Here is a 23,959-nt window from a genome sequence, read left to right on the forward strand (position 1 = left end):
GACTGGATTGCTTCGCTGCGCTCGCAAGGACGGCATGCTCAATCGAAAGGCACCTGATGGAAAACCGCATCCGCATTACCGTTTCGGATCATGTCGCCGATGTGAAGCTGACCCGCGGCGACAAGATGAATGCGCTCGACCCCGAGATGTTCAACCAGATCGCCAATGCGATCGACCAGATCGCGCATATGCCGCACGTCCGCTGCGTCGTGCTGTCGGGCGAGGGCCGCGCCTTCTGTGCCGGGCTCGACATGGCGAGCATGGCGTCGGGCGGCTCGGGCACCTCGCTGGCCGAGCGCACCCACGGCCTCGCCAACCTGCCGCAACATGCCGCCTGGGGCTGGCGCACGCTGGCGGTGCCGGTGATCGCCGCCGTCCACGGCGTCGCCTTTGGCGGTGGTTTCCAGATCATGTCGGGCGCCGACATCCGCATCGCCGCCCCGCACACCCGCTTTTCGATCCGCGAAGTCCATTGGGGCCTCGTCCCCGACATGGCGGGGATTGCGCTGTGGCGCGGCCTCGCGCGCGACGATGTGCTCCGCGAGCTGACCTATACCGCGCGCGAATTCGACGCCGACGAAGCGCTCGGCTTCGGCTTCGTCACCCGCATCGCCGCCGATCCCTATACCGAGGCGCATGCGCTCGCGACGCAGATCGCGGCGCGCAATCCGCAGGCCGTGCAGGGATCGAAGAAGCTGTTCAATCTCCAGCCCGACGGTGACAGCGCGTCGATCCTGCAGGCCGAAAGCGACGTGCAGCTCGGCGTCATCCGCCAGCCCAATCAGGTCGAGGCGGTGATGGCCAACATGCAGAAGCGCGCGGCGGTGTTCGTCGACTGATCGCGCGCGATCAGGGCTGCACGAGCATCCAGCGTTCGAGCATCGCGCGGAATTCGGGCTCCATCGCCGCGCCGCCCGCGACCACGGTGACGTCGCAGGTCGCGAGCGGCACGTCGTTCTGCAGCGCGAGGCCCAGCACCTGCCAGCTGCGCGTGCCGAGCCTCCCGACGCCGTGCGCCATCAGCACATCAGCGGGGAAATGCCCTTCGCCGAGATAGTTGATCTCGACATTGGCGACGAGCCCGCGCGCCCGCCCCGGCGCACTGCCCAGCATATGCCCCAGAAACCGCACCCGCGCGCTTTCGAACAGCGCCGCCCAGGCGACGTTATTGATATGCCCGAGTACGTCGAGGTCCTGAAACCGCGTCTGGATCGTCTCGCGGTGCGGATAGGCGTCGGGGGACAACCGCCAGGGGTCGGGGCGCGGCATCGCTGCCTCAGAGCCCCGCCGCGAACAGGTCGAGCTTGCCGAGCGGCACGCCCTTCATCCGCAGGATACCGTAGGCGGTCGACAGGTGGAAGGCGATGTTGGTCGTCGCGAACACGCTGAGCCAATGGCCGGCGGGGAGCGACGGCGTGATCGTGTCGGTGAGCTGGACGGTGAGCGGCACATCGTCGCGGCCGGCAAATTGCTCGGGCGTCAGCGTTGCGAGAAAGGCGAGCGCATCGGCAAAGGCCGTATGGAAGCCCGCCGCGTCGCGATCGGCGGTGATCGCTTCCGGCACCGGCACATCGGCGACGCGCGCGGGCCAGCTACGCGCAAAATTGGCGACGACCATCAGCTGGAAGCCGAGCGGATGCATGTCGTCGTGCAGCCGCCAGCCGAGCATCTCAGCCTCGCCGATGCCACTGGCGGCGGCAAAGGCGCTGCCCTTGGTCAGCAGATGGTCGGCGGTCACGACATGGCGCCGGTAGAGATCGACGAAAGTGAAGAGCGAGACGGTCATGGGAAGGTCCTGCGATGAAGGAAGCGCGACCCGGGAACGAATCCCGGGTCGTCAGACGGCGCGGACGCCGCTGGCCGCGCTGGCGCGAGTCCGGACGCGGGACGCGCCCGACCGCGCTCAGCGTGGCGCCATCCGGATCGCTCCGTCCAGTCGCACATCCTCGCCGTTGAAATAGCTGTTCTCGACCATCGTCAGCGCGAGATGGGCATATTCGGGCGGATTGCCGAGCCGCTTGGGGAATGGCACCGATGCCGCCAGCGCGTCCTTCACATTCTGCGGGGCGCCGCGCATCAGCGGGGTTTCGAAAATGCCCGGCAGGATCGTGTTGATGCGAATGCCCTCGCCCATCAGGTCGCGCGCGATCGGGAGGGTCATGCCGACCACACCACCCTTCGATGCCGAATAGGCCGCCTGGCCGATCTGGCCGTCTTCGGCGGCGACCGACGCAGTCATCACCATCGCGCCGCGCTCGCCATCTTCCATCGGCTCGAGCGTCAGCATCCCCGCCGCCGATTTGGCGACGCAGCGGAAAGTGCCGACCAGGTTGATCTGGATGAGCCAGTCGAACGCGGCGAGCGGGAAATGCTTGATGCTGCCATCTTCCTTCGACCGGCTGGCGGTCTTGACCGCATTGCCCGTGCCCGCGCAGCAGATCAGCACGCGCTCCTGCCCATGCGCCGCGCGCGCCTTGGCAAAGCCGGCATCGACGCTTTCGTCGCTGGTGACGTTCACTTCGCAGAAGATGCCGCCGATGTCGGCGGCGACCGCTTCGCCTTTTTCCGCCTGCAAGTCGAAGATCGCGACCTTGACGCCCTTCGCCGCGAGCGCGCGCGCGGTGGCTTCGCCGAGGCCGGATGCGCCGCCGGTCACGACAGCGGCAACGGTTGAGTCGAGTTTCATTGGAGCATCTCCAGCAAGTCCCCCTCCCGCTTGCGGGAGGGGTTAGGGGTGGGGAAGTCGGAGGCAGCGCTCGATATCGCGCCCACCCCGGCCCCTCCCGCAAGCGGGAGGGGAGAAAGCGGCTACAGCCGTTCGATGATCGTCACATTGGCGATGCCGCCGCCTTCGCACATCGTCTGCAGGCCATAGCGCCCGCCGCGTGCCCGAAGCGCGTTGACGAGCGTCGCCATCAGCTTGGTGCCCGACGCGCCGAGCGGATGGCCGAGCGCGATCGCGCCGCCGTTGACGTTGAGCTTGGCATGATCGCCACCGACATGCTTGAGCCAAGCGAGCGGCACCGGTGCGAACGCTTCGTTGACTTCGTACAGGTCGATGTCGTCGATGCTCAGCCCTGCGCGTTTCAGTGCCTTGTCGGTCGCGAACAGCGGTTCTTCCAGCATGATCACCGGATCGCCGCCAGTCACCGTCAGGTTGACGATGCGGGCGAGCGGGGTGAGGCTATGTTCCTTGAGCGCGGCTTCGCTGACGATCATCACCGCCGATGCGCCGTCGCAGATCTGGCTGGCATTGGCCGCCGTGATCGCGCCGCCTTCCTGCAGCAGCTTGACCGAGCCGATCGACTCGAGCGTCGCGTCATAGCGAATGCCTTCGTCGCTGCGATGCATCTCGCTGCCTTCGGGGCCTTCGATCTCGATCGCGATGATTTCATTGTCGAACGCGCCGCTCTGGGTGGCGGCGGCTGCGCGGCGATGGCTTTCGAGCGCGAAGGCATCGAGCATCGCGCGGTCGAAGCCGTGCTTCTTGACGATCATTTCGGCGCCCATGAACTGGCTGAACATGATGCCGGGGTATTTTTCCTCGAGGCGCGGCGACTTGTAGTTGCCCATCCCCTCTTTCATGTGGAGCGTCATCGTCGAGCCCATCGGCACGCGCGTCATGCTCTCGACTCCGCTCGCAATGACGATGTCCTGCGTACCCGACATGACCGCTTGCGCGGCGAACTGCATCGATTGCTGCGACGACCCGCACTGGCGGTCGATCGAGACGGCGGGGACCGAGTCGGGCAGGTTCTTCGCGGCGAGCACTGCGTTGCGGCCGACCTGGCCGGCCTGCTGCCCGCCCTGCATCACGCAGCCCATGACGACGTCGTCGACCGCGGCGCCGTCGATACCGGTGCGCGCGACGATCGCGTCGAGCACCGTCGCGGCCATATCGACCGGGTGAACGCCTGCCAATTTGCCACCGCGCTTGCCGCCCGCGGTGCGTACCGCGTCGACGATATAGGCTTCTGCCATCTGTCCTCTCCCATGCTTGGATTTGGCGGCACCATTGCCTAATCGGCGCGGCTGGGCAAGGCTTGCACCGCATACCCGATCATCGAAAGAGGCTGATCAATGGACGTTTCGGATGCCGTAGCGGCAAGGCGGTCGGTGCGCGGGTTCAAGGCCGATCCGGTGCCGCCCGCGCTGATCGAGCGACTCGCGCTGGCGGCGGCACGGGCGCCGTCGGGCGGCAATCTACAGCCTTGGCACATCGACATCGTTACCGGTGACGCGATGGCGCGGCTGAAGGCGCTGATGGCCGAAAAGCTCGCGGCGGGGACGCTCGAGGCGGCGCAGTACGACATCTATCCGCGCGCGCTGTCGGGCGCGTACAAGGATCGGCGCTTTCAGGTGGGCATGGCGCTTTACGGCGCAATGGGAATCGAGCGCGGCGATACCGAGGCCCGCCAGCGCGAGTTCCGGCGCAATTTCGACTTCTTTGGCGCGCCCGCCGCGCTCTTTTGCACCGTCGATAGGATGATGGGGCCGCCGCAATGGAGCGACCTCGGCATGTATCTGCAGAGCTTCATGCTGCTGGCGGTCGAAGCGGGCCTCGCCACCTGCGCGCAGGAATGCTGGGCGATCTATCCCGAGACGGTCGATGCCTTCCTCGGCACCCCGCCCGAGCGGATGCTCTTCTGCGGGATGGCCGTTGGATATGAAGACGAAACCGCCGCCGCCAACTCGCTGCGCACCATCCGGGCGGACGGGGCCGAGTGGCTGCGGCGGCTCGACTAGGCTTTAACCCGCGGCAGCGCGCGGACCGCCGGGACGACCGCCACGACCGCGACCGCCACGACGGTTGTTGCCGCCGGGGCGAGCGCCCTCGGGCCGTGGGCCGGCCGGCCGAGCACCTTCGGGACGAGCCGCCTGCGGGCGAGCCGCCTGTGGCCGCGCCGCACCTTCAGGACGCGGCCCTGCCGAACGTCCAGCGCCTTCGGGACGCGCGCCGGTCGGGCGTGCATGATGCGTCGCGCGCGGGCGCGCTGGACCGCGCTGCTGGCGTTCCTCGCGCGGGGCGGGATCGGCGCCGATCACCTTCGCCCGCTGCGCCTTCAGCGCATTCGCCTGCGCCAGGAAATTCTCGGGCAGCGGCTGCACGGTGATCTTCTGGCGCGTCAGCTTCTCGATGTCGCGCAGATAGGGCCGCTCATCCTCGGCGCAGAAGCTGATCGCGACGCCGCTCGCCCCGGCACGCGCGGTGCGGCCGATGCGGTGGACATATTGCTCGGGGACATTGGGCAGCTCGAAATTGACGACATGGCTGACGCCCGACACGTCGATGCCGCGCGCGGCGATGTCGGTCGCGACGAGGATTTTGACCCGGCCCGACTTGAACTCGCCGAGCGCGCGTTCGCGCTGGCCCTGGCTCTTGTTGCCGTGGATCGCATTGGCGGCGACGCCATTCGCGCCGAGCAGCTTCACGACGCGGTCGGCGCCGTGCTTGGTGCGCGTGAAGACGATCACCCGCTCCATCGTCGGGTCCTGCAACGTCAGCGTCAGCAGTGCCTGCTTCTCCGCCTGCTGGACGAAGGTGACGAACTGGTCGACGCGCTCGGCGGTGGTCGCGACCGGCGTCACCGATACCGTCACCGGATCGGTCAGGAACTGGTCGGCGAGCTCGCGGATCGCCTTGGGCATCGTTGCCGAGAAGAACAGTGTCTGGCGGCTCTTGGGCACCAGCTTCACGATCTTGCGCAGCGCGTGAATGAAGCCGAGGTCGAGCATCTGGTCGGCCTCATCGAGGACGAGGATCTCGATGTCGCCGAGCGTCAGGTAACGCTGCTCGATCAGGTCGAGCAGGCGGCCGGGCGTCGCAACCAGGATGTCGACGCCATTGACGAGCGTCGCACGATCCTTGCCGACCGAGGTGCCGCCGAACACGGTTGCGACCGACAGCTTGGTGAAGCGGCCATAGTCGCGCGCGCTGACCGCAATCTGGCTGGCGAGTTCGCGCGTCGGCGCGAGCACCAGCATCCGGCAGGCGCGCGGGCGGACATGTTCGTTGGCGGCGCGCAGCCGCTGGATGGACGGCAGCATGAACGCCGCCGTCTTGCCAGTGCCGGTCTGAGCGATGCCGAGCAGGTCGTTGCCCTCGAGCAGCGGCGGGATCGACTGGCGCTGAATGGGCGTGGCTTCGGTGTAGTTTTTGGCCGCGAGCGCGCGCACCAAGGGCTCGGCAAGGCCGAGATTGTCGAAGGACATGGATATACTTTCAATATGCCAGCGGGCCCGGACGGAATCCGGGCGCGGCGGCGGGGTTTAACCCCCCGCGTGATTTGGGAAGCTTGAGACTTGAACCGAAGCAGAGCCGGGGCACGAATGCCCGATCACGCTGCATGATGCCTCGGTAAAAACGCAGCTACATTGTGCGCTGCAAAAAGTCAAGGCGGCGGGCTCAGAATGCGCCCGGCACCTGACGCTGCATCGCATCGGGCTGCGCGGGACTCAACAATTGCTGGTCGCGGATCAGCTTTGCCGATCCGCTCTGGGCGCTGGGTCCAACGCTTGCGGTTACCGGCGTACAGCTCTGCCCGGCCAGATAATTGAGCGCGGCGCGCGTCGACGCTTCCTGCGGATCACCCAATTGCCGTGTGAAATCGTCGGGCGCCTGACAGCTCGCTTCGACCACGCTGGCGAGCCCGGTGTAATAATTGCCCTGGCGATTGGCGTTCTGCGTTGCAAAGGCGACCACGCGCAGCCGATCGTCGCACGCCGCCTGGTCGAGCGCAATCTGCCCGACCGGCTTGCCGAACGTATTGGTGCCGATCAGCGCGACATTGCTGCGCAAATAGGGGATCATCGAATTGATCACCAACTCGCTCGCCGATGCCGTGCTGCTGGTCCCGATGAAGGCGATCCGGGTCGGCGCGATCGACTGCGTGGTCGGGGCGAAGTTGCGGGTCGAATTGTTCGATGATTTTTCCGGCCGGAAGGCAGTGATGCTGAACACATCCGATGTCGTCCGGTTGCGGCCCAGCAAATCGCCGATCAGCTCCGCGGTCGAAACCAGCCCGCCGCCATTGTAGCGGAAGTCGATGATGATGTCGGTGATGCCCTGGCTGCGAAAATTGGCAAAGGCGTCGCGCAATTGCTGGTCGGCCGTCGAAATGAACGTCCGCAAGTTGATGTAGCCGACGCGCCGCCCGCCATCGGTGATGATCTGCGCCCCGTAACGCGACGACACCGGCGTCAGGCTGAAATCGGCTTTGGTCACCGTTACCGTGCGGGTGCCGCCAGCGTCGGTGACCTGCAGCACGCGCGACGTGCCTGCGGTGTTCGGCCCCAGCGCATTGCTGACGGCGCTGCTGCCGCCGCTGGCGATCAACGACGCGACCGTCTGGAGATTGCTTGTCGTGGTCCCGATCGCCACGATCTGGGTGCCGCGATCGATCCCGGCGGCGAGCGCCGGCGCCCCTTCGAAGCTTTCGACAACGAACAGCCGGTTTGACGGGTCATAGGCCAGGCGAACCCCGAATCCCGCGCTCGACCCCGAATTGAAGAAGGCATTCTCGCCCGCGATCGAGGTGATGTAAGTGAAGAAGCGGTCACGGCTCTGGGACCGCGCCGTCGCGGTCAGCGCATCGATGTATTCGCCGACCGTTGAAAATGGCGTCGGATCGAGGCTCGCCGGCAGCGTTTCAGGAAAGAGATACCATTCCCTCAGCTGGGCAAAGGCCCAATCCTGCCGCGCGCGCAAGGTGCACGTGCCGCTGGTGGGGCTGGGAGTCGGCGCCGCAGCCGCCGCGGCGCTGCCCGATCCACTGCTGCTGGTGGTGCCCCCACCCCCGCTCCCGCTGCAGCCCGCGAGCAATGCGGCGATACTGAGGGCAGTTGCGAACCGACGCTTCCGAAAGGACATCACGCTCTACTCCACACGCGTGCGCGAAGCAGCTTTTACGCCTCAGCGCTCATAGGCCTTAGGTAGCGCACCCTCTTGCGGCTGGCGATAGCGTTTGAGCAATTCGCTCTGCCGCGTACCCAGCGGCTGCTTGACCCCGTCGATATAGACGCTTGCCACCGCGCTGCTGAGTTCGAGCGGATCGCCGTCCCAGATCACGACGTCGCCACGCCGCCCGGGGCGCAGCGAGCCGATCTCGCCGCCCAGCCCGACGGCATCGGCAGGCGCCGAGGTGATGGCGGCGAAGGCCGCGTCCCAGCTCAGCCCCGTCGCACCGGGCACGCGGCCGAGCGCGACCAGATTGCCGGCGTACTGCTTTTCCAGCCGCGCCTGACGCGCTTCATTGTCGTTGATCGTGCCGATCGAGACCTGCACCCCGGCCGCCTTCATCCGCCCGACGTTGGACTGAGTCGCAGCGAGCGTTTCGAACGCTTCGGGCAGGTCGTTGAGCGCCGAGGCGATCACCGGCACCTTGGCGGCGGCGAGGTCGCTCGCGACCATCCAGCCTTCGGACGCGCCGACGAACACCATCCGCAGCGCCGGGAAGTCCTGCTTGAGTGCGATCAGCGCGCGCATGTCCGACGCGCGCTCGACATGGATCAGCAGCGGCACCCGCCCCGTCACGACGGCACCGAGCGCGGCGGCATCGACGCGATTGACGAGCACGTCGCGCCCCTGGTCGAGATAGGCACCGGGCGCGCGCGCATAGGCCTGGGCTGATTTGAGCGCGTCGCGGAAGGCGGTCAGCGCCGCCGGACGGCTGCCGCCTGCGGCCCCCGCGCCCGACTCGCCATATTCCATGAACTGGAAGGCGCGCGGCGTGCTGACGGTGTTGTTGTCGGCACCGAGATCGATAATCGCCCCCTGCCCCGCGAAGATCGAACCGCGCGTGGTCGGGGCGACCACTGCCCGCGTGATCCCTTCGGCGCGGTTGAGCGCGATCGAGCTGGTCCGCGGATTGACGGCGGGCGCGATGTCGATCCCGGCGTGGAACGGCGAATTGTTGGCGCCCGCGTCATTGGTTTCGTCGACGCCGTCGACTTCGATGATGCCCATGCGCGTGAAGCCCGCAACGATGCCCGGCGTGACATAGCGTCCGCCGGCGTCGACCGTCTCGACCCCGGCAGGCACGGCGACATTCTTGCCCGCCGCGACGACCTTGCCGTCGCGGACGACGACAGTGCCGCCGTCGATCGGCGCCGAGCCGTCGCCGATGACGAGGCGGGCGTTGGTGATCGCCACCGACTGGGCAGCGGCAGGGCTGGCGAGAAACGCCGCGGTGAGCAGGAGCAGGCGCTTCACTTCACATCTCCCGAGCCGGGCTGACCAAGTTCGAAATCGGATACCGGCCGCCGTCGCGGATCATTGGCGTCATAGAGCAGCGCGCCGTCGATCCACACCTTTTCGGGTCGTGCGTAGACGCTGAACGGATTGCCGTTCCACAGCACGACATCGGCCATCTTGCCGGGCTTCAGGCTGCCGGTCTTGTCGGCGATGCCGAGCGCCTTGGCGGGGTTGATCGTCAGCCAGGTCCAGGCCTGCGCATCGCTGATCTGCATCCCCGCCCGGCGCCCCGCAGCGAGCGCCTTGGCGACTTCCTGATTGAGCCGCTGGATGCCGTTGGCGTCGTCCGAATGGATCATCGCGCAGGCACCGGCATTTTCGAGCAGCGGCAGATTTTCGCTGATCGCGTCATAGGATTCCATCTTGAAACCCCACCAGTCGGCCCAGACCGCCGCGCAAGTGCCATTGGCCTTGAGCAGGTCGCCGATCTTGTACGCCTCGACCGCGTGGTGGAACGCCGTGACCTTGTAGCCGAACTCCTTGGCCATATCCATGACGATGGCCATTTCGTCGGCGCGGTAGCAGTGGTTCTGGACGAGGATGTCGCCCGCCAGCACACCGCGCAAGGTATCCATCCCGATGTCACGCGCGGGGATGTCACCGCCGTCCCTTTCATATTTGTCCCAGCGGCGCTTATATTCGACCGCGCGCGCCCAGGTCTGGCGATTGACCGCGACATTGCCCATCCGGGTCGACGGCTGGCGGCCCTTGGCGCCATAGACGCGCTTGGGATTCTCGCCGCACGCCATCTTCAGGCCATAGGGCGCGCCGGGGAATTTCATGCCCTGTTCGGTGCGCGCATAGACGTTCTTGAGCACCACCGATCGCCCGCCGAACAGATTGGCCGAGCCGGGCAGGATTTGCAGCGTCGTCACGCCGCCATTGGCAAGCGCGCGGCTGAAGCCGGGATCCTGCGGCCAGACGCTGTGTTCGGCCCAGACGTCGGCGGTGACGGGGCCGGTCGCTTCGTTACCGTCCGAATGCGCCTGCACGCCGGGTGAGGGATAGTCGCCCAAGTGGCTGTGGATGTCGATGATGCCGGGGGTGAGGTACTTACCGGTCCCGTCGATCGTCGTCACGCCGGCGGGGGCCTGCACCGTTTCGCCGACCGCGACGATCTTGCCGTCCGCGAACAACGCCTGCCCGCGCTCGATCTTGCCACCCTCGCCGTCGTAGATGGTGACGTTGGTGACCAACGTCGGCACGCCGGGATAGGGCTTGTAGGTCGAGGGGAAGGGATCGCGGTTATAGGTCTTGCCGGGCGACGGCTTGGGCGCAGGGGCGGATGCAGCCTCGGCCTTGGGTTTGGCGACTCCGTCGGTGGCGCAACTGGCGAGCGCCAGCGCAGCCGACAGCGCACCGAGCATGGGAAGGCCGCTCGGCAAGTTCGTTCGCATTTCGTTGGTTCCCCTTTGCCTGATCCGGCCTGTTTCGACCGCAACATTCCGCCAATACCGGCGGCTGTCAATCACACCGATCAGCGGGGTAGCGCGGCGACCGCGGCGATCATCGGCGTCTGCGGAATCTGGATCGCGCCGCTGCGCGGACGGTCGAGATCGAGGATCGTCGCGAACGCCAGCGCCAGCAGCACGAACAAGGCGCCGCCGGCGATCCGGTGTCGCCCGCCGCTGGCCGCCACGGCATGGCCGAGCATCGCCGCCGCGAAGACGCAGTAGAGCGTCAGCAGTCCGATGACGCTTTCGGGCAAGACCGCGTCGATTGTCGCGCGGCGCTCGGTCGCGACGTCGCCCATCGTGTCGAGCGCCTGCATCACCAGCGATGTGACTGCCGGTTTCGATTCGATTCGAGCCGCCGCGATCGTCTGCGCATTCAGCGCAGCACCCAGCCGGTCGCTCTCCGCCCGCGCGGTGGTGCGCGCGGCGCTCGCAGGCAGATTGCCGACGCGTACGCGCGCTTCGGCATAGGCCAACAAACGCCGATGGATTGCCGCCCGCATCGGCGCGTCGAGCAATTCCACCCGATGCGCAAAGGTGCTGATCGCATTCGCTTCGGCAACGACCAGCGCACGGCGATGTTCGTGCCGCTCGAGTGCCAGCGAAAAGGAAAAGCCGAGCAGCAGCGCCAGCAGGCCAAGCACGCCCGACAGGATAAAGCCTTCGTCGGTGCTGCCCGTGCCCCCGCGATTGAAGCGGCGCTGCGCCGCCAGCCCGAACTCGTGCGCCACCAGCATCGCGACCAGCAACCCGATCGCGAGCACGGCGAGTGGCCAGTCGGTCAGCACCTTCCCCTCGACCGCGTTACAGCGAGCGGCCGATCAGTTCCTTCATGATCTCGTTCGTCCCGCCGTAAATCCGGCTCACCCGTGCGGCGCGCCACATCCGTGCGATCGGATATTCGTTCATATAGCCAGCACCGCCGTGGAGCTGGAGGCACTTGTCCATCACTTCCCATTGCAGCTCGGTGTGCCAAAGCTTGGCCGCGGCGCCTTCGGTCGGGGTGAGTTCGCCAGCAAGATGGCGCTTGATCGCCCAGTCGAGATGCGCCCAGCCGACCTGCAGCTTGGCCTTCAGGTCCGCCAGCACGAAGCGCGTGTTCTGGAAATCGAAGACCATGCCCGCGAACGCCTTGCGCGTCTTGGTGAACTCGACCGTCTCGTCGAACGCCTTTTGCGCCGATGCCTGCGTGCCGACCGCGATCGACAGCCGTTCCTGCGGCAACTGGCTCATCAGGTAGATAAAGCCCTTGCCTTCCTCGCCAAGGCAATTGGTCATCGGCACGCGCACGTCTTCGAAGAACAGCTCCGACGTGTCGGCAGCGTCCTGACCGATCTTGTCGAGCTTGCGGCCGCGCTGAAACCCTTCGCGGTCGGCCTCGACGAGGATGATCGACATGCCCTTGTACGCGGGCTTGGCGTCGGGATCGGTCTTGGCGACGACAAGGATCAGATCGGCGTTCTGGCCATTGGTGATATAGGTCTTGCTGCCATTGACGACATAGTGATTGCCGTCCTTGACTGCGCTGGTGCGGATCGCCTGAAGGTCGCTGCCGGTGCCGGGCTCGGTCATCGCAATCGCGGTGATCGTCTCGCCGCTGACGAGGCGCGGCAGCCACTGCTTCTTCTGTTCCTCGCTACCGTAAGCGACGATGTAATCGCAGACGATGTCCGACTGGAGCGAGAAGCCGGCGGGCACGCCGAGATAGCTCATTTCCTCATCGACGATCGCGTTATAGCCGAAATCGAGGCCCAGGCCGCCGTAGGCCTCGGGTACGGTCGGGCACAGCATCCCGACCTCGCCGGCCTTGCGCCAGAATTCCTTGGGAACAAGCCGGTTCTTCTCCCATTCGCCGACATTCGGGACGCCTTCCTTCTGCAGAAAGCTGCGCACCGTCTGGCGGAACGCCTCGTGATCCTCGTTATAGGCAAAGCGGCCGGGGAGCGTGTCGAGCATGTCAGTCCTCTCGTGGTTCTTTTGCCGACAGGTTGCGTGTCGAAACCGACCGGGTCAATCCCTCCGTGCGGCCCCCTTTGACCGTCGATGACATTTCCGATGGCGCCTACCTTGTCGAAGCACCGCTCTTCCTTCTAAGCCGGGGGTAGATAGAACAGCCCTTCGACAAGCTCAGGGCGAACGGCGAGAGGATCCTTCGATGAAATTGGCCAGCCTCAAGCACGGGCGAGACGGGAAGCTCGTCGTGGTGTCGAACGATCTCGCCTGGTGCGCCGATGCCACGCATATCGCGCCGACCCTGCAGGCAGCACTCGACGACTGGGACCGGCTGCTGCCCGATCTGCGCAACCTGCACACCGACCTGCAGCATGAAATGATCCCGATGCGGCGCTTCCACGAGCATGCCGCCGCAGCCCCGCTGCCCCGCGCGTACCAATGGGCGGACGGCTCGGCCTATGTGAACCATGTCGCGCTGGTGCGGCAGGCGCGCGGCGCCGAAATGCCCGAGACCTTCTGGCACGATCCGTTGATGTACCAGGGCGGCAGCGACGGCTTCCTCGGCCCGCGCGATCCGATTCCGCTGAAGGACGAAAGCTGGGGCTGCGATCTCGAGGCCGAAGTCGTCGTCGTCACCGGCGACGTGCCCATGGGCGCGACCCGCGATGAGGCACTGGCGGCGGTGCGGCTGGTCGGCCTCACCAACGACGTGTCGTTGCGCAATCTCATCCCCGGCGAGCTCGCCAAGGGCTTCGGCTTCTTCCAGTCGAAGCCCGCGAGCGCTTTCTCGCCCGTCTTCGTCACCCCCGACGCGCTCGGTGATTGGTGGCAGGACGGCAAGCTGCACCGCAAGCTGATGGTCGACCTCAACGGCCAGCCCTTCGGCCGCGCAGAGGCGGGCGTCGACATGACTTTCGACTTCGGCACGCTGATCGCGCACGCCGCAAAGACGCGCACGCTGGGTGCGGGCACGATCATCGGCTCGGGCACCGTCAGCAACCGCGATGCCGATGGCGGCCCCGGCAAGCCGATCAGCGAAGGCGGCGTCGGCTATAGCTGCCTCGCCGAAATCCGCACCGTCGAGACGATCCGGAGCGGCACCGCGACGACGCCGTTCCTGAAAGCCGGTGACACCGTCCGCATCTGGGCCGAGGATGACAGGCACCACCCGATTTTCGGGGCGATCGAACAAACCGTGGTGGCGGTCTAGTCGTCGATTGCGCGGTGGGCGCATCTTATGACATAAGCTGTGTCACAAGAGTCGAATCGAGGACGCCATGATCGAAGCGCTGCGCACCCCTGACGATCGTTTCGCCAATCTGCCCGGCTTTCCCTGGGCGCCGCATTATGTCGACGATCTGCCGGGCTATGAGGGGCTGCGCGCAGCTTACATCGACGAAGGCCCGCGCGATGCCGACCGCACTTTCCTTTGCCTCCACGGCGAGCCGAGCTGGAGCTATCTCTACCGCCGGATGATCCCGGTACTCCTCGAGAGCAGCGCGCGGGTCGTCGCGCCCGATTTCTTCGGCTTCGGGCGGTCGGACAAGCCGGTCAAGCAGAGCGACTACAGCTTCGATTTCCACCGCAACTACCTGCTCGCGCTGGTCGAGCGGCTCGATCTGAAGCACCTCACGCTGGTGGTGCAGGACTGGGGCGGCCTGATCGGCTTGACGCTGCCGATTGTCCCCGAATTTGCCGCGCGGCTCGACCGGCTGATCGTTATGAATACGGGCATCGGCACGGGCCAGTCGGCGGGTCCCGGCTTCATGGCTTGGAAGAATTATGCACTTTCGACGCCCGATCTGCCGATCGGCGCGCTGATCGCACGCGGCACGCCGCATCTGACACCGGAAGAAATCGCGGCCTATGACGCGCCCTATCCCGACGCGAGCTATAAGGCGGGCGCGCAGATCTTCCCCGCGCTCGTCCCGATCGAGCCCGACATGGCCGGCGCCGACTATGGCCGTGCGGCGAGCACATGGTGGTCGACCGAATGGAACGGCCCGACCTTCATGGCCGTCGGCGACGCCGATCCTGTGCTTGGCCCGCCGCAGATGGCGGTGCTCCGCAAACAGATCAAGGGCTGCCCTGAACCGATGATGATCGCCGGCGGGGGCCATTTCGTCCAGGAGTGGGGCGAAGAAATCGCCCGCGCCGCGCTGGAGTCGTTCGGCGGGCGCTGACCCCCCAAATATTGCCGTTGAAATTTTATAACAAAGTGCGCAAAGCCTAGTCAGGGCTCGCGAAGCCTGAGCGACTCACTCGGGAGAAGACATGGCCGGCGATCATCTGCGCGCCAATTTGCCGCCGCTGACCCTGCATGTTCCCGAGCCGCGATTCCGCCCCGGCGATGCGGTCGATTTCACCGAAGTGGCGGGCACCCGTCGAGCTTCACCGATCTCGCCTATACGCTCGTCCGCGTGCTCGACGACGAGGGAAGCGCCGTCGGCCCCTGGAACCCGCAGCTCTCGCCTGACATGCTGCGCCGTATGCTGCGCAGCATGGCGCTGGTGCGCGCGTTTGACGAACGCATGTTCCGCGCCCAGCGGCAGGGCAAGACGAGCTTCTACATGAAGTCGACCGGCGAGGAGGCCGTCGCGGTTGCCGCCGCCTATGCGCTCGACCGCGACGACATGTGCTTCCCTTCCTATCGCCAGCAAGGGCTGCTGATCGCGCGGGGCTGGAGCCTCGTCGACATGATGAACCAGATCTATTCGAACAAGGGCGACCGGCTGCAGGGCAAGCAGTTGCCGATCATGTATTCGGTCAAGGAATGCGGCTTCTTCTCGATCTCGGGCAACCTGACCACGCAATACCCGCAGGCGGTCGGCTGGGCGATGGCAAGTGCGGCCAAGGGGGACACGCGCATCGCCGCGACCTGGTGCGGCGAGGGATCGACGGCAGAAGGTGATTTCCATTCGGCCTGCACCTTCGCCAGCGTCTATCGTGCGCCGGTGATCCTCAACATCGTCAACAACCAATGGGCGATTTCGAGCTTTTCGGGCTTTGCCGGTGCTGAATCGACGACCTTTGCCGCGCGCGCGGTCGGCTATGGCATTGCTGGCTTGCGAGTCGACGGCAATGATGCGCTGGCAGTCTATGCCGCGACCGCCTGGGCCGCCGAGCGTGCGCGCACCAATTCCGGCCCGACGCTGATCGAGCATTTCACCTACCGCGCCGAGGGGCACTCGACGTCCGACGATCCCAGCGCCTATCGCTCGGCGGGCGAGCCCAATGCATGGCCGCTCGGCGACCCGATCAAGCGGCTGAAGGATCATCTGATCGCGCTCGGCGAGTGGGACGAAGAGCGCCACGCCGCGCAGGACCTCGAACTCGCCGAGCAAGTGAAGGCCGCGCAAAAGGAAGCCGAGAAAAACGGCATTCTCGGCCACGGCCTCCACCAGCCGTTCGACACCTTGTTCGAAGGCGTGTTCGAGGAAATGCCCTGGCATCTGAAGGAACAACAGGCGCAGATGATCGCCGAGGAAAGCGCGAGCGGACGGCCATGGGCGCAGAAGTGATCGCAACCGCCGAGAGCGGCGAAACCACCCGCATGAACATGATCCAGGCGATCAACAGCGCCATGGACGTGATGATGGCGCGCGATCCCAATGTCATCGTGATGGGCGAGGATGTCGGTTACTTCGGCGGCGTGTTCCGCGCGACTGCGGGCCTGCAGGCGAAATACGGCAAGACCCGCGCGTTCGACACGCCGATTACCGAATGCGGCATCATCGGCGTCGCGATCGGCATGGGCGCCTATGGCCTGCGCCCCGTCCCCGAAATCCAGTTCGCCGACTATATCTACCCGGCGCTCGACCAGCTGGTATCGGAAGCGGCGCGGCTGCGCTATCGCTCGGCGGGCGAGTTCACCGCGCCCATCACGGTGCGATCGCCCTTCGGCGGCGGCATCTTCGGCGGGCAGACGCACAGCCAGAGCCCCGAGGGCATCTTCACCCATGTCTGCGGCATCAAGACGGTGATCCCGGCGACGCCCTATGACGCCAAGGGGCTGCTGATCGCCGCGATCGAAGACAATGACCCGGTCCTCTTCTTCGAGCCCAAGCGGCTCTATAACGGCCCGTTCAACGGCTATTGGGACCGCCCGGCGCAGAACTGGTCGCAGCATCCGGCGGGTGACGTGCCGACCGGCTATTACCGGATCGACCTGGGCAAGGCGCGGATTGCGCGCGCGGGCGAGGCACTGACGATCCTCGCCTATGGCACGATGGTGCATGTCTGCGAAGCGGTCGTCGCCGAAGCGGGCGTCGAAGCCGAAATCATTGACCTGCGCACGCTCGTCCCGCTCGACATCGAGACGATCGAAGCGTCGGTGAAGAAGACCGGGCGCTGCATGATCGTCCATGAAGCAACCCGCACCGGCGGCTTCGGCGCCGAGCTTTCGGCGCTGGTGCAGGAACGCTGCTTCTATCACCTCGAAGCACCGATCGAGCGCGTGACAGGCTTCGACACGCCCTATCCGCACAGCCTCGAATGGGCCTATTTCCCGGGACCAGTCCGCATCGGCGAAGCGCTCAAAAAGATCATGAGGGACGCATAATGGCCCGCTTTACGTTCAAGCTCCCCGACATCGGCGAAGGTATTTCGGAAGCCGAGATCGTCGCGTGGCACGTCGAGGTCGGCGATACCGTCGCCGAGGATCAGCAGATAGCCGACATGATGACCGACAAGGCGACGGTCGAAATGGAATCGCCCGTTGCCGGCAAGGTGATCGAGCTGGCCGGCGAAGTCGGCGACCAGATCGCGATCGGCGCGATGCTGGTGGTGATCGAGACCGAAGGCGATTTCTCGGCCGAGGAAGCGCCCGCGCTCGGGCCGGTCGAGACCGAACTGAAAGTCGCTCCGCTCAGCCCCGAGCAGGAGGAAGTCGCCGAGCAGTACGGGGCGGAGAATCCGGGGGTTGAGGAAGCGCCTGCTCCCCTCCCGCTTGCGGGCGGGGTCGGGGGTGGGCACGCCCCTCAGACCGACGCGAAAGCCGAAGCCGGCTTCCCACCCCTGGCCCCTTCCGCAAGCGGGAGGGGGAACGCGGTCCTCGCTTCCCCCGCCGTGCGTGCCCGCGCCGCCGACCTCGGCATCGACCTGGCGCAAGTGAAGTGCGACGGCGACCGCGTCCGCCACGCCGATCTCGACGCCTATCTGCGCTATGGTAGCGGCGAGGGCTATCACCCGCCGCACGCCAGCCGTGCGCGGGCCGACCAGCCGATCAAGGTCATCGGCATGCGCCGCCGCATCGCCGAAAACATGGCCGCGTCGAAGCGCGCGATCCCGCATTTCACTTATGTCGACGAGATCGACGTTACCGAGCTTGAGCGCGTCCGCGCCGACCTCAACGCCAATCGCGGCGGGCGGCCCAAGCTGACGATGCTGCCGCTGCTGATCGTCGCGATCTGCCGTACCATCGCTGACTTCCCGATGATCAATGCGCGCTATGACGACGAAGCGGGCGTGGTGACGCGCCACGGCCAGGTCCATCTCGGCATGGCGACGCAGACCGACGCCGGGCTGATGGTGCCGGTGATCCGCGACGCGCAGGACCGCAATGTCTGGCAGCTCGCGACCGAAATCGCCCGCCTCGCCGAGGCCGCACGCACTGGCAAGGCGACCTCGGCCGAGCTGAGCGGCTCGACGCTTACCGTCACTTCGCTCGGCCCGCTCGGCGGCATTGCGACCACGCCGGTGATCAACCGCCCCGAAGTCGCGATCATCGGGCCCAACAAGATCGTCGAACGGCCCGTCTTCGTCGGCGACGACATCGTCCGCGCCAAGCTGATGAACCTGTCGATCAGCTGTGACCACCGCGTCGTCGACGGCTGGGACGCGGCGAGCTTCGTGCAGGCGCTGAAGAAGCTGCTCGAAACCCCGGTGTTGCTGTTCGCGGATTGAGGGATTGCCGCGCGCGCATCCCCAATCCGTCACACGGTTGCGCTAAACATCGGTGATGCGCTTCGACCTTCTCCAGTCGCTCAGCATTGCGGGCGATGCCGATACTCCCAATGACGACCGCACCGGCTGCACCGACCGCCTTGCCTGGGTGATCGACGGCGCCACCGATCTCGGCCCGCCGGGCCTTGTCGGCAGCCAGGGCGGCGCGGCGTGGATCGCCGATGCGGCGTGCACCGCGTTCGCGCAGGCCGAAGACGGATCGATCGATGCGATCTGCGCGAGCGTGTTCGCGCAGGTCCAGCGCCGTTACGTCGCCGCGCAGCAGCGCGAAGCCCTCGGCCGGTGGGAGCTGCCTTCCGCAGCCTTTCTTGCCGCACGCGCTGGCCCGCACGGCATCGAGCTGGGCTGGGCGGCCGACTGCGCCGCGCTGATCCGTCGCACCGATGGCGTCGAGCGGATCGGCCCGCGCGTCGAGCGCGATCGGGAAGCGAGCGACGCAGCCCAGTTCGTCGGCCATGGCCTTGGCGCCAAGGAGCGCTCGCCCGACATCATCGCCATGCTGCGCGCGTCGCGGTCGCGGCTGCCGCGCCATGTGCTCGGCGTCGAGCCGCTCGCGCCCGAGGACCTCGGCCTTGCCGTCGTGCCTGCCGCCCCCGGCGACGACGTGCTGCTGATGAGCGACGGTTTCGCCGCGCTGGTCGACAGCTATGCCGCGCTCGATGCCGAGGAACTGATGGCGACGCTCGCCACGCGCGGGCTCGTCGAGCTTGCCTTCGAGCTGCGCGCGATCGAGGCGGGCGACGCCGCCTGCACGCGCTTCCCGCGCTTCAAGCGCTCCGACGACGCGAGCGCCCTCTGGCTGCGCGTCGCTGCCTGAGCCGCCTCAAGCCTTCCCGCGCTGAATCGCTGCTGCGGCGCGGCGAGCGACCGACCGCGGCACCGCGCGGGTCAGCAGCGCCATCGTTGCGTTGGCGAAGCCCGACACCTTGATCGCGCGGTTGGCCTTCAGCGCGCGCAGGCCGTCGCGGATCACCGGCGCGGGGCCGGTGGCGAAGCGGCGGAACGACACGTCCGCCATCGCATTTGCCTCGAAAAATTCGGTCTCGACCGGCCCCGGGCAGAGCGCGGTCACATGCACGCCGCGCCCCTTCACTTCCACGTGCAGCGCTTCCGAAAAGCTCAGCACAAAGGCTTTGCTGGCGTAATAGATCGCCATGTACGGCCCGGCCTGAAACGCCGCCGTCGAGGCGATGTTGAGGATCGCGCCGCGCCGCATCTGGAGCATGCCGGGCAGCACCGCATGGGCGAGCTCGACCAGCGCGCGGCAGTTCAGGTCGATCATCCGCGCCTGCATCGCCCAGTCGAGCTCGGCAAAGGCGCCGCGCGCGCCGTAACCGGCATTGTTGACGAGCAGATTGACGCTCAACCCCGCCTTGCCGATCGCCGCCATCAGTCCCGCGACTGCCCCCGGCGCCGCCAGATCGGCGGCAATCACGTGCGCCTGCACGCCATATCGGTCGCGCAGCGTCGCCGCGAGTGCCTCCAGCCGATCCACCCGCCGCGCGGTCAGGATCAGGTCATGCCCTTCTGCCGCCAGCGCCAGCGCAAAATGAGCGCCCAGCCCCGCCGACGCGCCAGTGACCAGTGCCGTGTCCGCCATTGCTTGCTGCTCCCTTTGCGCGCCCGAAGTGCTAGAGGCGTTCCCTAGAGCCAGCAGAGGAGACGGGATAGATGCGCCGCGATGTCGACTTCACCAATGCCAGCGGTCACCGGCTCGTCGGGCGGCTCGAGATGCCGCCGGGGCGCGTCCGCGCCGTCACGCTGTTCGCGCATTGCTTCACCTGCACCGCCAGCAGCCATGGCGCGCGGCGGATCAGCATGGCGCTCGCCGAGCATGGCATCGCCACGCTCGCCTTCGATTTCACCGGGCTCGGCAAGTCGGAAGGGGCGTTCGCCGACAGCCATTTCGCGGCGAACGTCAGCGATCTGATCGCTGCTGCCGATTATCTGCGCGGCACCGTCGGTGCGCCCGCGATTCTCGTCGGCCATTCGCTCGGCGGCGCGGCCGTCATTGCCGCCGCTGGCGAGATTCCCGAATGCACCGCCGTCGTCACGATCGGCGCGCCGTTCGACCCCGCGCATGTGCTCCACCAGCTCGGCGACCAGATCGCCAAGGTCCGCAGCCAGGGCCAGGCCGAAGTGACGATCGGCGGGCGGCCGTTCGAGGTCTCCAGCGCCTTCCTCGACGCGGTCGAGGGGCATGACCAGGCCGGGCGGCTGGCAAAGCTGAAGCGCGCGCTGCTCGTGCTCCATTCGCCGACCGACGCGACCGTCGGCATCGAGAACGCCGGCAAGATTTTCGACGCGGCCAAGCACCCGAAAAGCTTCGTCTCGCTCGGGCAGGCCGACCATCTGCTCACCCAGCCAGCGCCCGCCGCCTATGCCGCCGCTATCATCGCCGCCTGGGTCGAGCCCTTCCTCGCGCCCGCGCAAAGCCCCGAGGCGCCGCCCGAAGGCCAGGTCCGCGTCACCACCACCGACGCCAAATTCACCACGATCGTCGATTCATCGGGCCACAGCTTCCTCGCCGACGAGCCGCTGAAGGTTGGCGGCAATGATCTGGGGCCGACGCCCTATGATCTACTGCTGTCGGCGCTCGGCACCTGCACCGCGATGACGATCAAGCTCGTCGCCGAGCGCGAGGGCATTCCGCTCGAGGGGGTATCGGTGCTGCTGCGCCACGACCGCTGCCATTCGGAAGATTGCGCGAGCACCGGCGAGGGCCGCCCGAAGATCGAGGTGCTGAGCCGCGACATCACGCTGTCGGGCGACCTGACCGAAGCCCAGCGCGCGCGGATGCTCGTCATCGCCGACAAATGCCCGGTCCACCGCACGCTCGAAAGCGCGCCGGTGATCAAGACGCGGCTGGCGTGAGGGGCGAAAGGTGTCAAAGGTTACGACCATCCTAGGGGGGGCCCGGCGGGAGGGTGCGCGGCGGGAGTGATGACAATGGGAAAGAGCGATTCGGGCGACAGTCGCAGAGGATTTCCTATTTTGGAAGGGGGTCGGGTAGCGGGAAGTGGGTTGAAGAATAAGTGATTATTGAACCCGCTTGCGGCTTCAGCGGGCAAACCGAATGCCGGCGACAAACTGGCGTCGCGGCCCTGCGAACAAGCCGTCCACCCGGCTCGCGATATAGGCAGCGTCGAACAGATTCTCCACAGTCGCAAAAAACTGGATGGGCGATCCTGGTAGTCGATAATTCAGCGCGAGCCGCGCGATCGTGCGCGCCGGGATTGGGCCGTTCAGCCCATCGGCACTGGGGATACGAGTATTCGACGCATTGGCAAATTGTTCGCTGACGTGATTCAGGCCGATTTCGGCGGTTAGGCCAGCGGGATGGACATAACCGACACGCACGTCGATCAGATGCTCGGGCGCGTAGGGAATCCGGTTACCGCGCACGCCGCGCGTCACTTCATCGACATCGCTAAGGAATTTGGCCTCGAACAAATAGCTGTAACTCAGTCCGAATCGGACGCGGCCAACATCGGTCGACGCGCTTAGCTCGACCCCGCGATGCCGCGCCTGTCCGGCGTTGACGAACGTGCCGCTGCGCCCGCCCACCAAAGGCCCCTCGACGATCAGATCGCTCAGGTCCATTTCAAACAGCGTCGCGTCGATCGACAGTCCGTCGTGCTGACGAAGACGCAAGCCGATTTCGGTTTCGGTGCTGCGTTCGGGGCGAACCGCGTTAAACGGGGCGCTGGGATTGAAGTCGCGATCGGGACGCGGTGGAGCGAATCCTTTGTGAACGCCGATGAACGCAGTAAGCGCATCGCTCGCAGCCCAGGTCACCCCGACGCCCGGCAGCACCACCGACTGCGCCGATGTCGCTTGGCGATCGATGGCGATGAAATTGGCGACCCGCGCGCGGTTGGCCGTTTCGATCCATTCGATGCGCACGCCCGGCGTCAGGCGAAAGCGCCCAACGCGAAAGCTGTTCTGGACATACGCCGAATATGCAGTGGTGCTGATATCATTGTCGTCGCGCAGCAAAGTGCCCGGTGATGCCTCACGCGCCGCCGCCGTCAGCCCGTTATAACGTTTGCGATTGGTGTCCTCAAAATGCGCACGCGCGCCGACAATCGCCTCGCTGGTTATGCCGAGCGCGGACCAGGCGAACTGAAGTCGCGGCTCGATCCCCCAAAAGGCGAAGACCCGCGGGCGCATCTTGTTGCCGCACAGATCGGCGAAGCCTTCGTAATCGGTGCGTGCTGCGCCAACACACCCGGTCGCCGGATTGGCGGTCATCGTATCGACCGAGGTGTCGGCTTGCCGGTATGACGCGCGGAAGGTGCGGGTGTAATATGCCTGCGTCGAAAGCTGGATGCCGGGCGCCAGATCCCAGTGGTGCACCGCCTGCCCGCTGAGGCGATCGAGTACGAACCGGTCGTTGCGGAATGGATTATAGTAGGGGCTGATCGCATAGCGAGCCGCGTCCAGCCCGCCTTCGGTCAGGTTACTATACTCTTCATAATAGGCAATTTTCAGGGTGAGTGACTGCGCCGAGCCGAGGGCGATTCGGGCCTTGGCGGCAATTTCATCGACGCGGGTTGCATGGAAATCGCGAATGCCGTCGCCGCGTTTGTGCGTGGCGTCGATCCGAAGCCCGGCCGAGCCGTTCCCAATGCCGACGCTAGCGTCGAAGCTGCGATAGCTGCGCTCGCCGACGCTGACGCTGCCCACGACCATCGGGCGATCGGGCACGGCGTTGGTGACGAAGTTGACGACACCACCGATCGATTGTGGGCCATAGAGGATTTGCGCCGACCCCTTGCGCAATTCGATGCGCTCGACCCGGTGAAGCGGCGGGTAGTAGTGCGCCGACGGATCGGCATATGGCGCGGGCTGGATCGGAACGCCATCCTCCAGCAACAGCGTGCGGCCCGAGCGCCGGGCATTGAGTCCGCGCACCGAAATGTTGAGCTTGAACCCAAAACCATCCTCGTCGATGACCTGAAGTCCCGGCGCGCGGCGCAGCGCGTCCTTGACGGTAATCGGCTGCAGCCGCTTGAGCGCGCTGGCGTCGATGATCGTCAGCGATCCGGCAACGCTCGCCGCCTGCTCCGGGATGATGCCGCGCACAACGACGTCATCGGAATTCGGATCACTTTCGAGGGGGGATGCCTGACTGCCGCTCGAACCAAGTGCCGCGACGGTAAGCGCGGCGCCGGTCGCGATCAGGCGTATCGCTGCCAGAAACGGCGCGCGCCGATTTACGATCGCGATCATTCTGGGCCCCCGCTCCGTCACGCCCGGCGTAGCGTGGGGATGCCCGGATCGCCAAGCCTAAATCGCGTGCGTTGTCACACCACCTCAAACAACCCCGCAG

Annotated in this window: 20 protein-coding genes and 1 pseudogene; 9 read left to right on the forward strand and 12 right to left on the reverse strand. The window is 66.3% G+C overall.

Annotated features, from left to right (window positions below):
* The first annotated feature begins 56 nt into the window (after window positions 1-56).
* Window positions 57-839: a crotonase/enoyl-CoA hydratase family protein gene (locus AX672_RS09025; RefSeq protein WP_066650808.1), complete on the forward strand. Its 783-nt coding sequence runs from the start codon at window positions 57-59 to the stop codon at window positions 837-839.
* A 10-nt stretch (window positions 840-849) separates the two neighbouring features.
* On the opposite strand, the gene AX672_RS09030 is transcribed toward AX672_RS09025, so the two are convergent.
* The 4 genes from AX672_RS09030 to AX672_RS09045 all read right to left on the reverse strand — a co-directional run bounded on the left by AX672_RS09030 (window position 850) and on the right by AX672_RS09045 (window position 3,981).
* Window positions 850-1,269, reverse strand: coding sequence for an acyl-CoA thioesterase (locus AX672_RS09030; protein WP_066650809.1), 420 nt, complete (start codon window positions 1,267-1,269; stop codon window positions 850-852).
* A 7-nt stretch (window positions 1,270-1,276) separates the two neighbouring features.
* Entirely contained in the window at window positions 1,277-1,786 is a 510-nt protein-coding gene (locus tag AX672_RS09035) for a DUF1993 family protein (RefSeq protein WP_066650810.1), read from the reverse strand.
* Between the two features lie 117 nt (window positions 1,787-1,903).
* On the reverse strand, window positions 1,904-2,686 hold the full coding sequence (locus AX672_RS09040; RefSeq protein WP_066650811.1) for an SDR family NAD(P)-dependent oxidoreductase: 783 nt from the start codon (window positions 2,684-2,686) through the stop codon (window positions 1,904-1,906).
* 122 nt (window positions 2,687-2,808) lie between these two features.
* A complete protein-coding gene (locus AX672_RS09045; RefSeq protein WP_066650812.1) occupies window positions 2,809-3,981 on the reverse strand; it encodes an acetyl-CoA C-acetyltransferase in 1,173 nt (390 codons plus the stop codon).
* A 99-nt stretch (window positions 3,982-4,080) separates the two neighbouring features.
* Here AX672_RS09045 and AX672_RS09050 point away from each other — a divergent pair, with 99 nt between their 5' ends.
* The gene (locus tag AX672_RS09050; RefSeq protein ID WP_066650813.1) at window positions 4,081-4,746 is read left to right on the forward strand and encodes a nitroreductase; all 666 of its coding nucleotides are present in this window, start codon (window positions 4,081-4,083) and stop codon (window positions 4,744-4,746) included.
* Window positions 4,747-4,749: 3 nt separating this feature from the next.
* Here the strand turns inward: AX672_RS09050 and AX672_RS09055 are convergent, their stop codons facing one another.
* From AX672_RS09055 to AX672_RS09080, 6 genes are all read right to left on the reverse strand, one after another.
* The gene (locus tag AX672_RS09055; RefSeq protein WP_066650814.1) at window positions 4,750-6,213 is read right to left on the reverse strand and encodes a DEAD/DEAH box helicase; all 1,464 of its coding nucleotides are present in this window, start codon (window positions 6,211-6,213) and stop codon (window positions 4,750-4,752) included.
* Window positions 6,214-6,406: 193 nt separating this feature from the next.
* Window positions 6,407-7,870, reverse strand: coding sequence for a S41 family peptidase (locus AX672_RS09060; protein WP_082730470.1), 1,464 nt, complete (start codon window positions 7,868-7,870; stop codon window positions 6,407-6,409).
* 42 nt (window positions 7,871-7,912) lie between these two features.
* Window positions 7,913-9,211, reverse strand: coding sequence for an amidohydrolase family protein (locus tag AX672_RS09065; protein WP_066650815.1), 1,299 nt, complete (start codon window positions 9,209-9,211; stop codon window positions 7,913-7,915).
* On the reverse strand, window positions 9,208-10,650 hold the full coding sequence (locus AX672_RS09070) for an amidohydrolase (protein ID WP_168727414.1): 1,443 nt from the start codon (window positions 10,648-10,650) through the stop codon (window positions 9,208-9,210). Before AX672_RS09070 ends, AX672_RS09065 begins: the two co-directional genes overlap by 4 nt.
* An 80-nt stretch (window positions 10,651-10,730) precedes the next feature.
* The gene (locus AX672_RS09075; RefSeq protein ID WP_066650817.1) at window positions 10,731-11,495 is read right to left on the reverse strand and encodes a bestrophin-like domain; all 765 of its coding nucleotides are present in this window, start codon (window positions 11,493-11,495) and stop codon (window positions 10,731-10,733) included.
* Window positions 11,496-11,511: 16 nt separating this feature from the next.
* The gene (locus tag AX672_RS09080; RefSeq protein ID WP_066650818.1) at window positions 11,512-12,663 is read right to left on the reverse strand and encodes an acyl-CoA dehydrogenase family protein; all 1,152 of its coding nucleotides are present in this window, start codon (window positions 12,661-12,663) and stop codon (window positions 11,512-11,514) included.
* A gap of 199 nt (window positions 12,664-12,862) precedes the next feature.
* Here AX672_RS09080 and AX672_RS09085 point away from each other — a divergent pair, with 199 nt between their 5' ends.
* The 6 genes and pseudogenes from AX672_RS09085 (at window position 12,863) to AX672_RS09110 (ending at window position 19,441) form a co-directional block, all read left to right on the forward strand.
* The gene (locus AX672_RS09085) at window positions 12,863-13,870 is read left to right on the forward strand and encodes a fumarylacetoacetate hydrolase family protein (protein ID WP_066650819.1); all 1,008 of its coding nucleotides are present in this window, start codon (window positions 12,863-12,865) and stop codon (window positions 13,868-13,870) included.
* Window positions 13,871-13,937: 67 nt separating this feature from the next.
* Window positions 13,938-14,843: a haloalkane dehalogenase gene (locus tag AX672_RS09090; protein ID WP_066650820.1), complete on the forward strand. Its 906-nt coding sequence runs from the start codon at window positions 13,938-13,940 to the stop codon at window positions 14,841-14,843.
* Window positions 14,844-14,934: 91 nt separating this feature from the next.
* Window positions 14,935-16,181 (forward strand): annotated as a pseudogene (locus AX672_RS09095) (thiamine pyrophosphate-dependent enzyme).
* A 32-nt stretch (window positions 16,182-16,213) separates the two neighbouring features.
* Window positions 16,214-17,221: an alpha-ketoacid dehydrogenase subunit beta gene (locus AX672_RS09100; protein WP_066650835.1), complete on the forward strand. Its 1,008-nt coding sequence runs from the start codon at window positions 16,214-16,216 to the stop codon at window positions 17,219-17,221.
* Window positions 17,221-18,564, forward strand: coding sequence for a dihydrolipoamide acetyltransferase family protein (locus tag AX672_RS09105; RefSeq protein ID WP_066650821.1), 1,344 nt, complete (start codon window positions 17,221-17,223; stop codon window positions 18,562-18,564). Before AX672_RS09100 ends, AX672_RS09105 begins: the two co-directional genes overlap by 1 nt.
* Before the next feature lie 55 nt (window positions 18,565-18,619).
* Window positions 18,620-19,441, forward strand: coding sequence for a protein phosphatase 2C domain-containing protein (locus AX672_RS09110; protein ID WP_066650822.1), 822 nt, complete (start codon window positions 18,620-18,622; stop codon window positions 19,439-19,441).
* Between the two features lie 6 nt (window positions 19,442-19,447).
* Here the strand turns inward: AX672_RS09110 and AX672_RS09115 are convergent, their stop codons facing one another.
* Window positions 19,448-20,224, reverse strand: coding sequence for an SDR family NAD(P)-dependent oxidoreductase (locus tag AX672_RS09115; RefSeq protein ID WP_066650823.1), 777 nt, complete (start codon window positions 20,222-20,224; stop codon window positions 19,448-19,450).
* 71 nt (window positions 20,225-20,295) lie between these two features.
* Here AX672_RS09115 and AX672_RS09120 point away from each other — a divergent pair, with 71 nt between their 5' ends.
* On the forward strand, window positions 20,296-21,498 hold the full coding sequence (locus AX672_RS09120) for a bifunctional alpha/beta hydrolase/OsmC family protein (RefSeq protein WP_066650824.1): 1,203 nt from the start codon (window positions 20,296-20,298) through the stop codon (window positions 21,496-21,498).
* A 186-nt stretch (window positions 21,499-21,684) separates the two neighbouring features.
* Here the strand turns inward: AX672_RS09120 and AX672_RS09125 are convergent, their stop codons facing one another.
* Window positions 21,685-23,859 carry a TonB-dependent receptor family protein gene (locus tag AX672_RS09125; RefSeq protein WP_066650825.1) on the reverse strand — a complete coding sequence of 725 codons (2,175 nt, stop codon included), beginning with the start codon at window positions 23,857-23,859 and terminating at the stop codon, window positions 21,685-21,687.
* Between the last annotated feature and the right edge of the window lie 100 nt (window positions 23,860-23,959).

It is taken from the genome of Sphingomonas sp. CCH10-B3, from assembly GCF_001556185.1.
In the GTDB taxonomy this organism is placed as follows: domain Bacteria; phylum Pseudomonadota; class Alphaproteobacteria; order Sphingomonadales; family Sphingomonadaceae; genus Sphingomonas; species Sphingomonas aquatica.

Bases quoted from the DNA above. Each gene is read 5' to 3' on its own strand.
- AX672_RS09025 (WP_066650808.1), top strand. From the start codon at position 57: ATGGAAAACCGCATCCGCATTACCGTTTCGGATCATGTCGCCGATGTG.
- AX672_RS09030 (WP_066650809.1), bottom strand. From the start codon at position 1,269: ATGCCGCGCCCCGACCCCTGGCGGTTGTCCCCCGACGCCTATCCGCAC.
- AX672_RS09035 (WP_066650810.1), bottom strand. From the start codon at position 1,786: ATGACCGTCTCGCTCTTCACTTTCGTCGATCTCTACCGGCGCCATGTC.
- AX672_RS09040 (WP_066650811.1), bottom strand. From the start codon at position 2,686: ATGAAACTCGACTCAACCGTTGCCGCTGTCGTGACCGGCGGCGCATCC.
- AX672_RS09045 (WP_066650812.1), bottom strand. From the start codon at position 3,981: ATGGCAGAAGCCTATATCGTCGACGCGGTACGCACCGCGGGCGGCAAG.
- AX672_RS09050 (WP_066650813.1), top strand. From the start codon at position 4,081: ATGGACGTTTCGGATGCCGTAGCGGCAAGGCGGTCGGTGCGCGGGTTC.
- AX672_RS09055 (WP_066650814.1), bottom strand. From the start codon at position 6,213: ATGTCCTTCGACAATCTCGGCCTTGCCGAGCCCTTGGTGCGCGCGCTC.
- AX672_RS09060 (WP_082730470.1), bottom strand. From the start codon at position 7,870: ATGTCCTTTCGGAAGCGTCGGTTCGCAACTGCCCTCAGTATCGCCGCA.
- AX672_RS09070 (WP_168727414.1), bottom strand. From the start codon at position 10,650: ATGCGAACGAACTTGCCGAGCGGCCTTCCCATGCTCGGTGCGCTGTCG.
- AX672_RS09080 (WP_066650818.1), bottom strand. From the start codon at position 12,663: ATGCTCGACACGCTCCCCGGCCGCTTTGCCTATAACGAGGATCACGAG.
- AX672_RS09085 (WP_066650819.1), top strand. From the start codon at position 12,863: ATGAAATTGGCCAGCCTCAAGCACGGGCGAGACGGGAAGCTCGTCGTG.
- AX672_RS09090 (WP_066650820.1), top strand. From the start codon at position 13,938: ATGATCGAAGCGCTGCGCACCCCTGACGATCGTTTCGCCAATCTGCCC.
- AX672_RS09100 (WP_066650835.1), top strand. From the start codon at position 16,214: ATGAACATGATCCAGGCGATCAACAGCGCCATGGACGTGATGATGGCG.
- AX672_RS09105 (WP_066650821.1), top strand. From the start codon at position 17,221: ATGGCCCGCTTTACGTTCAAGCTCCCCGACATCGGCGAAGGTATTTCG.
- AX672_RS09110 (WP_066650822.1), top strand. From the start codon at position 18,620: ATGCGCTTCGACCTTCTCCAGTCGCTCAGCATTGCGGGCGATGCCGAT.
- AX672_RS09115 (WP_066650823.1), bottom strand. From the start codon at position 20,224: ATGGCGGACACGGCACTGGTCACTGGCGCGTCGGCGGGGCTGGGCGCT.
- AX672_RS09120 (WP_066650824.1), top strand. From the start codon at position 20,296: ATGCGCCGCGATGTCGACTTCACCAATGCCAGCGGTCACCGGCTCGTC.
- AX672_RS09125 (WP_066650825.1), bottom strand. From the start codon at position 23,859: ATGATCGCGATCGTAAATCGGCGCGCGCCGTTTCTGGCAGCGATACGC.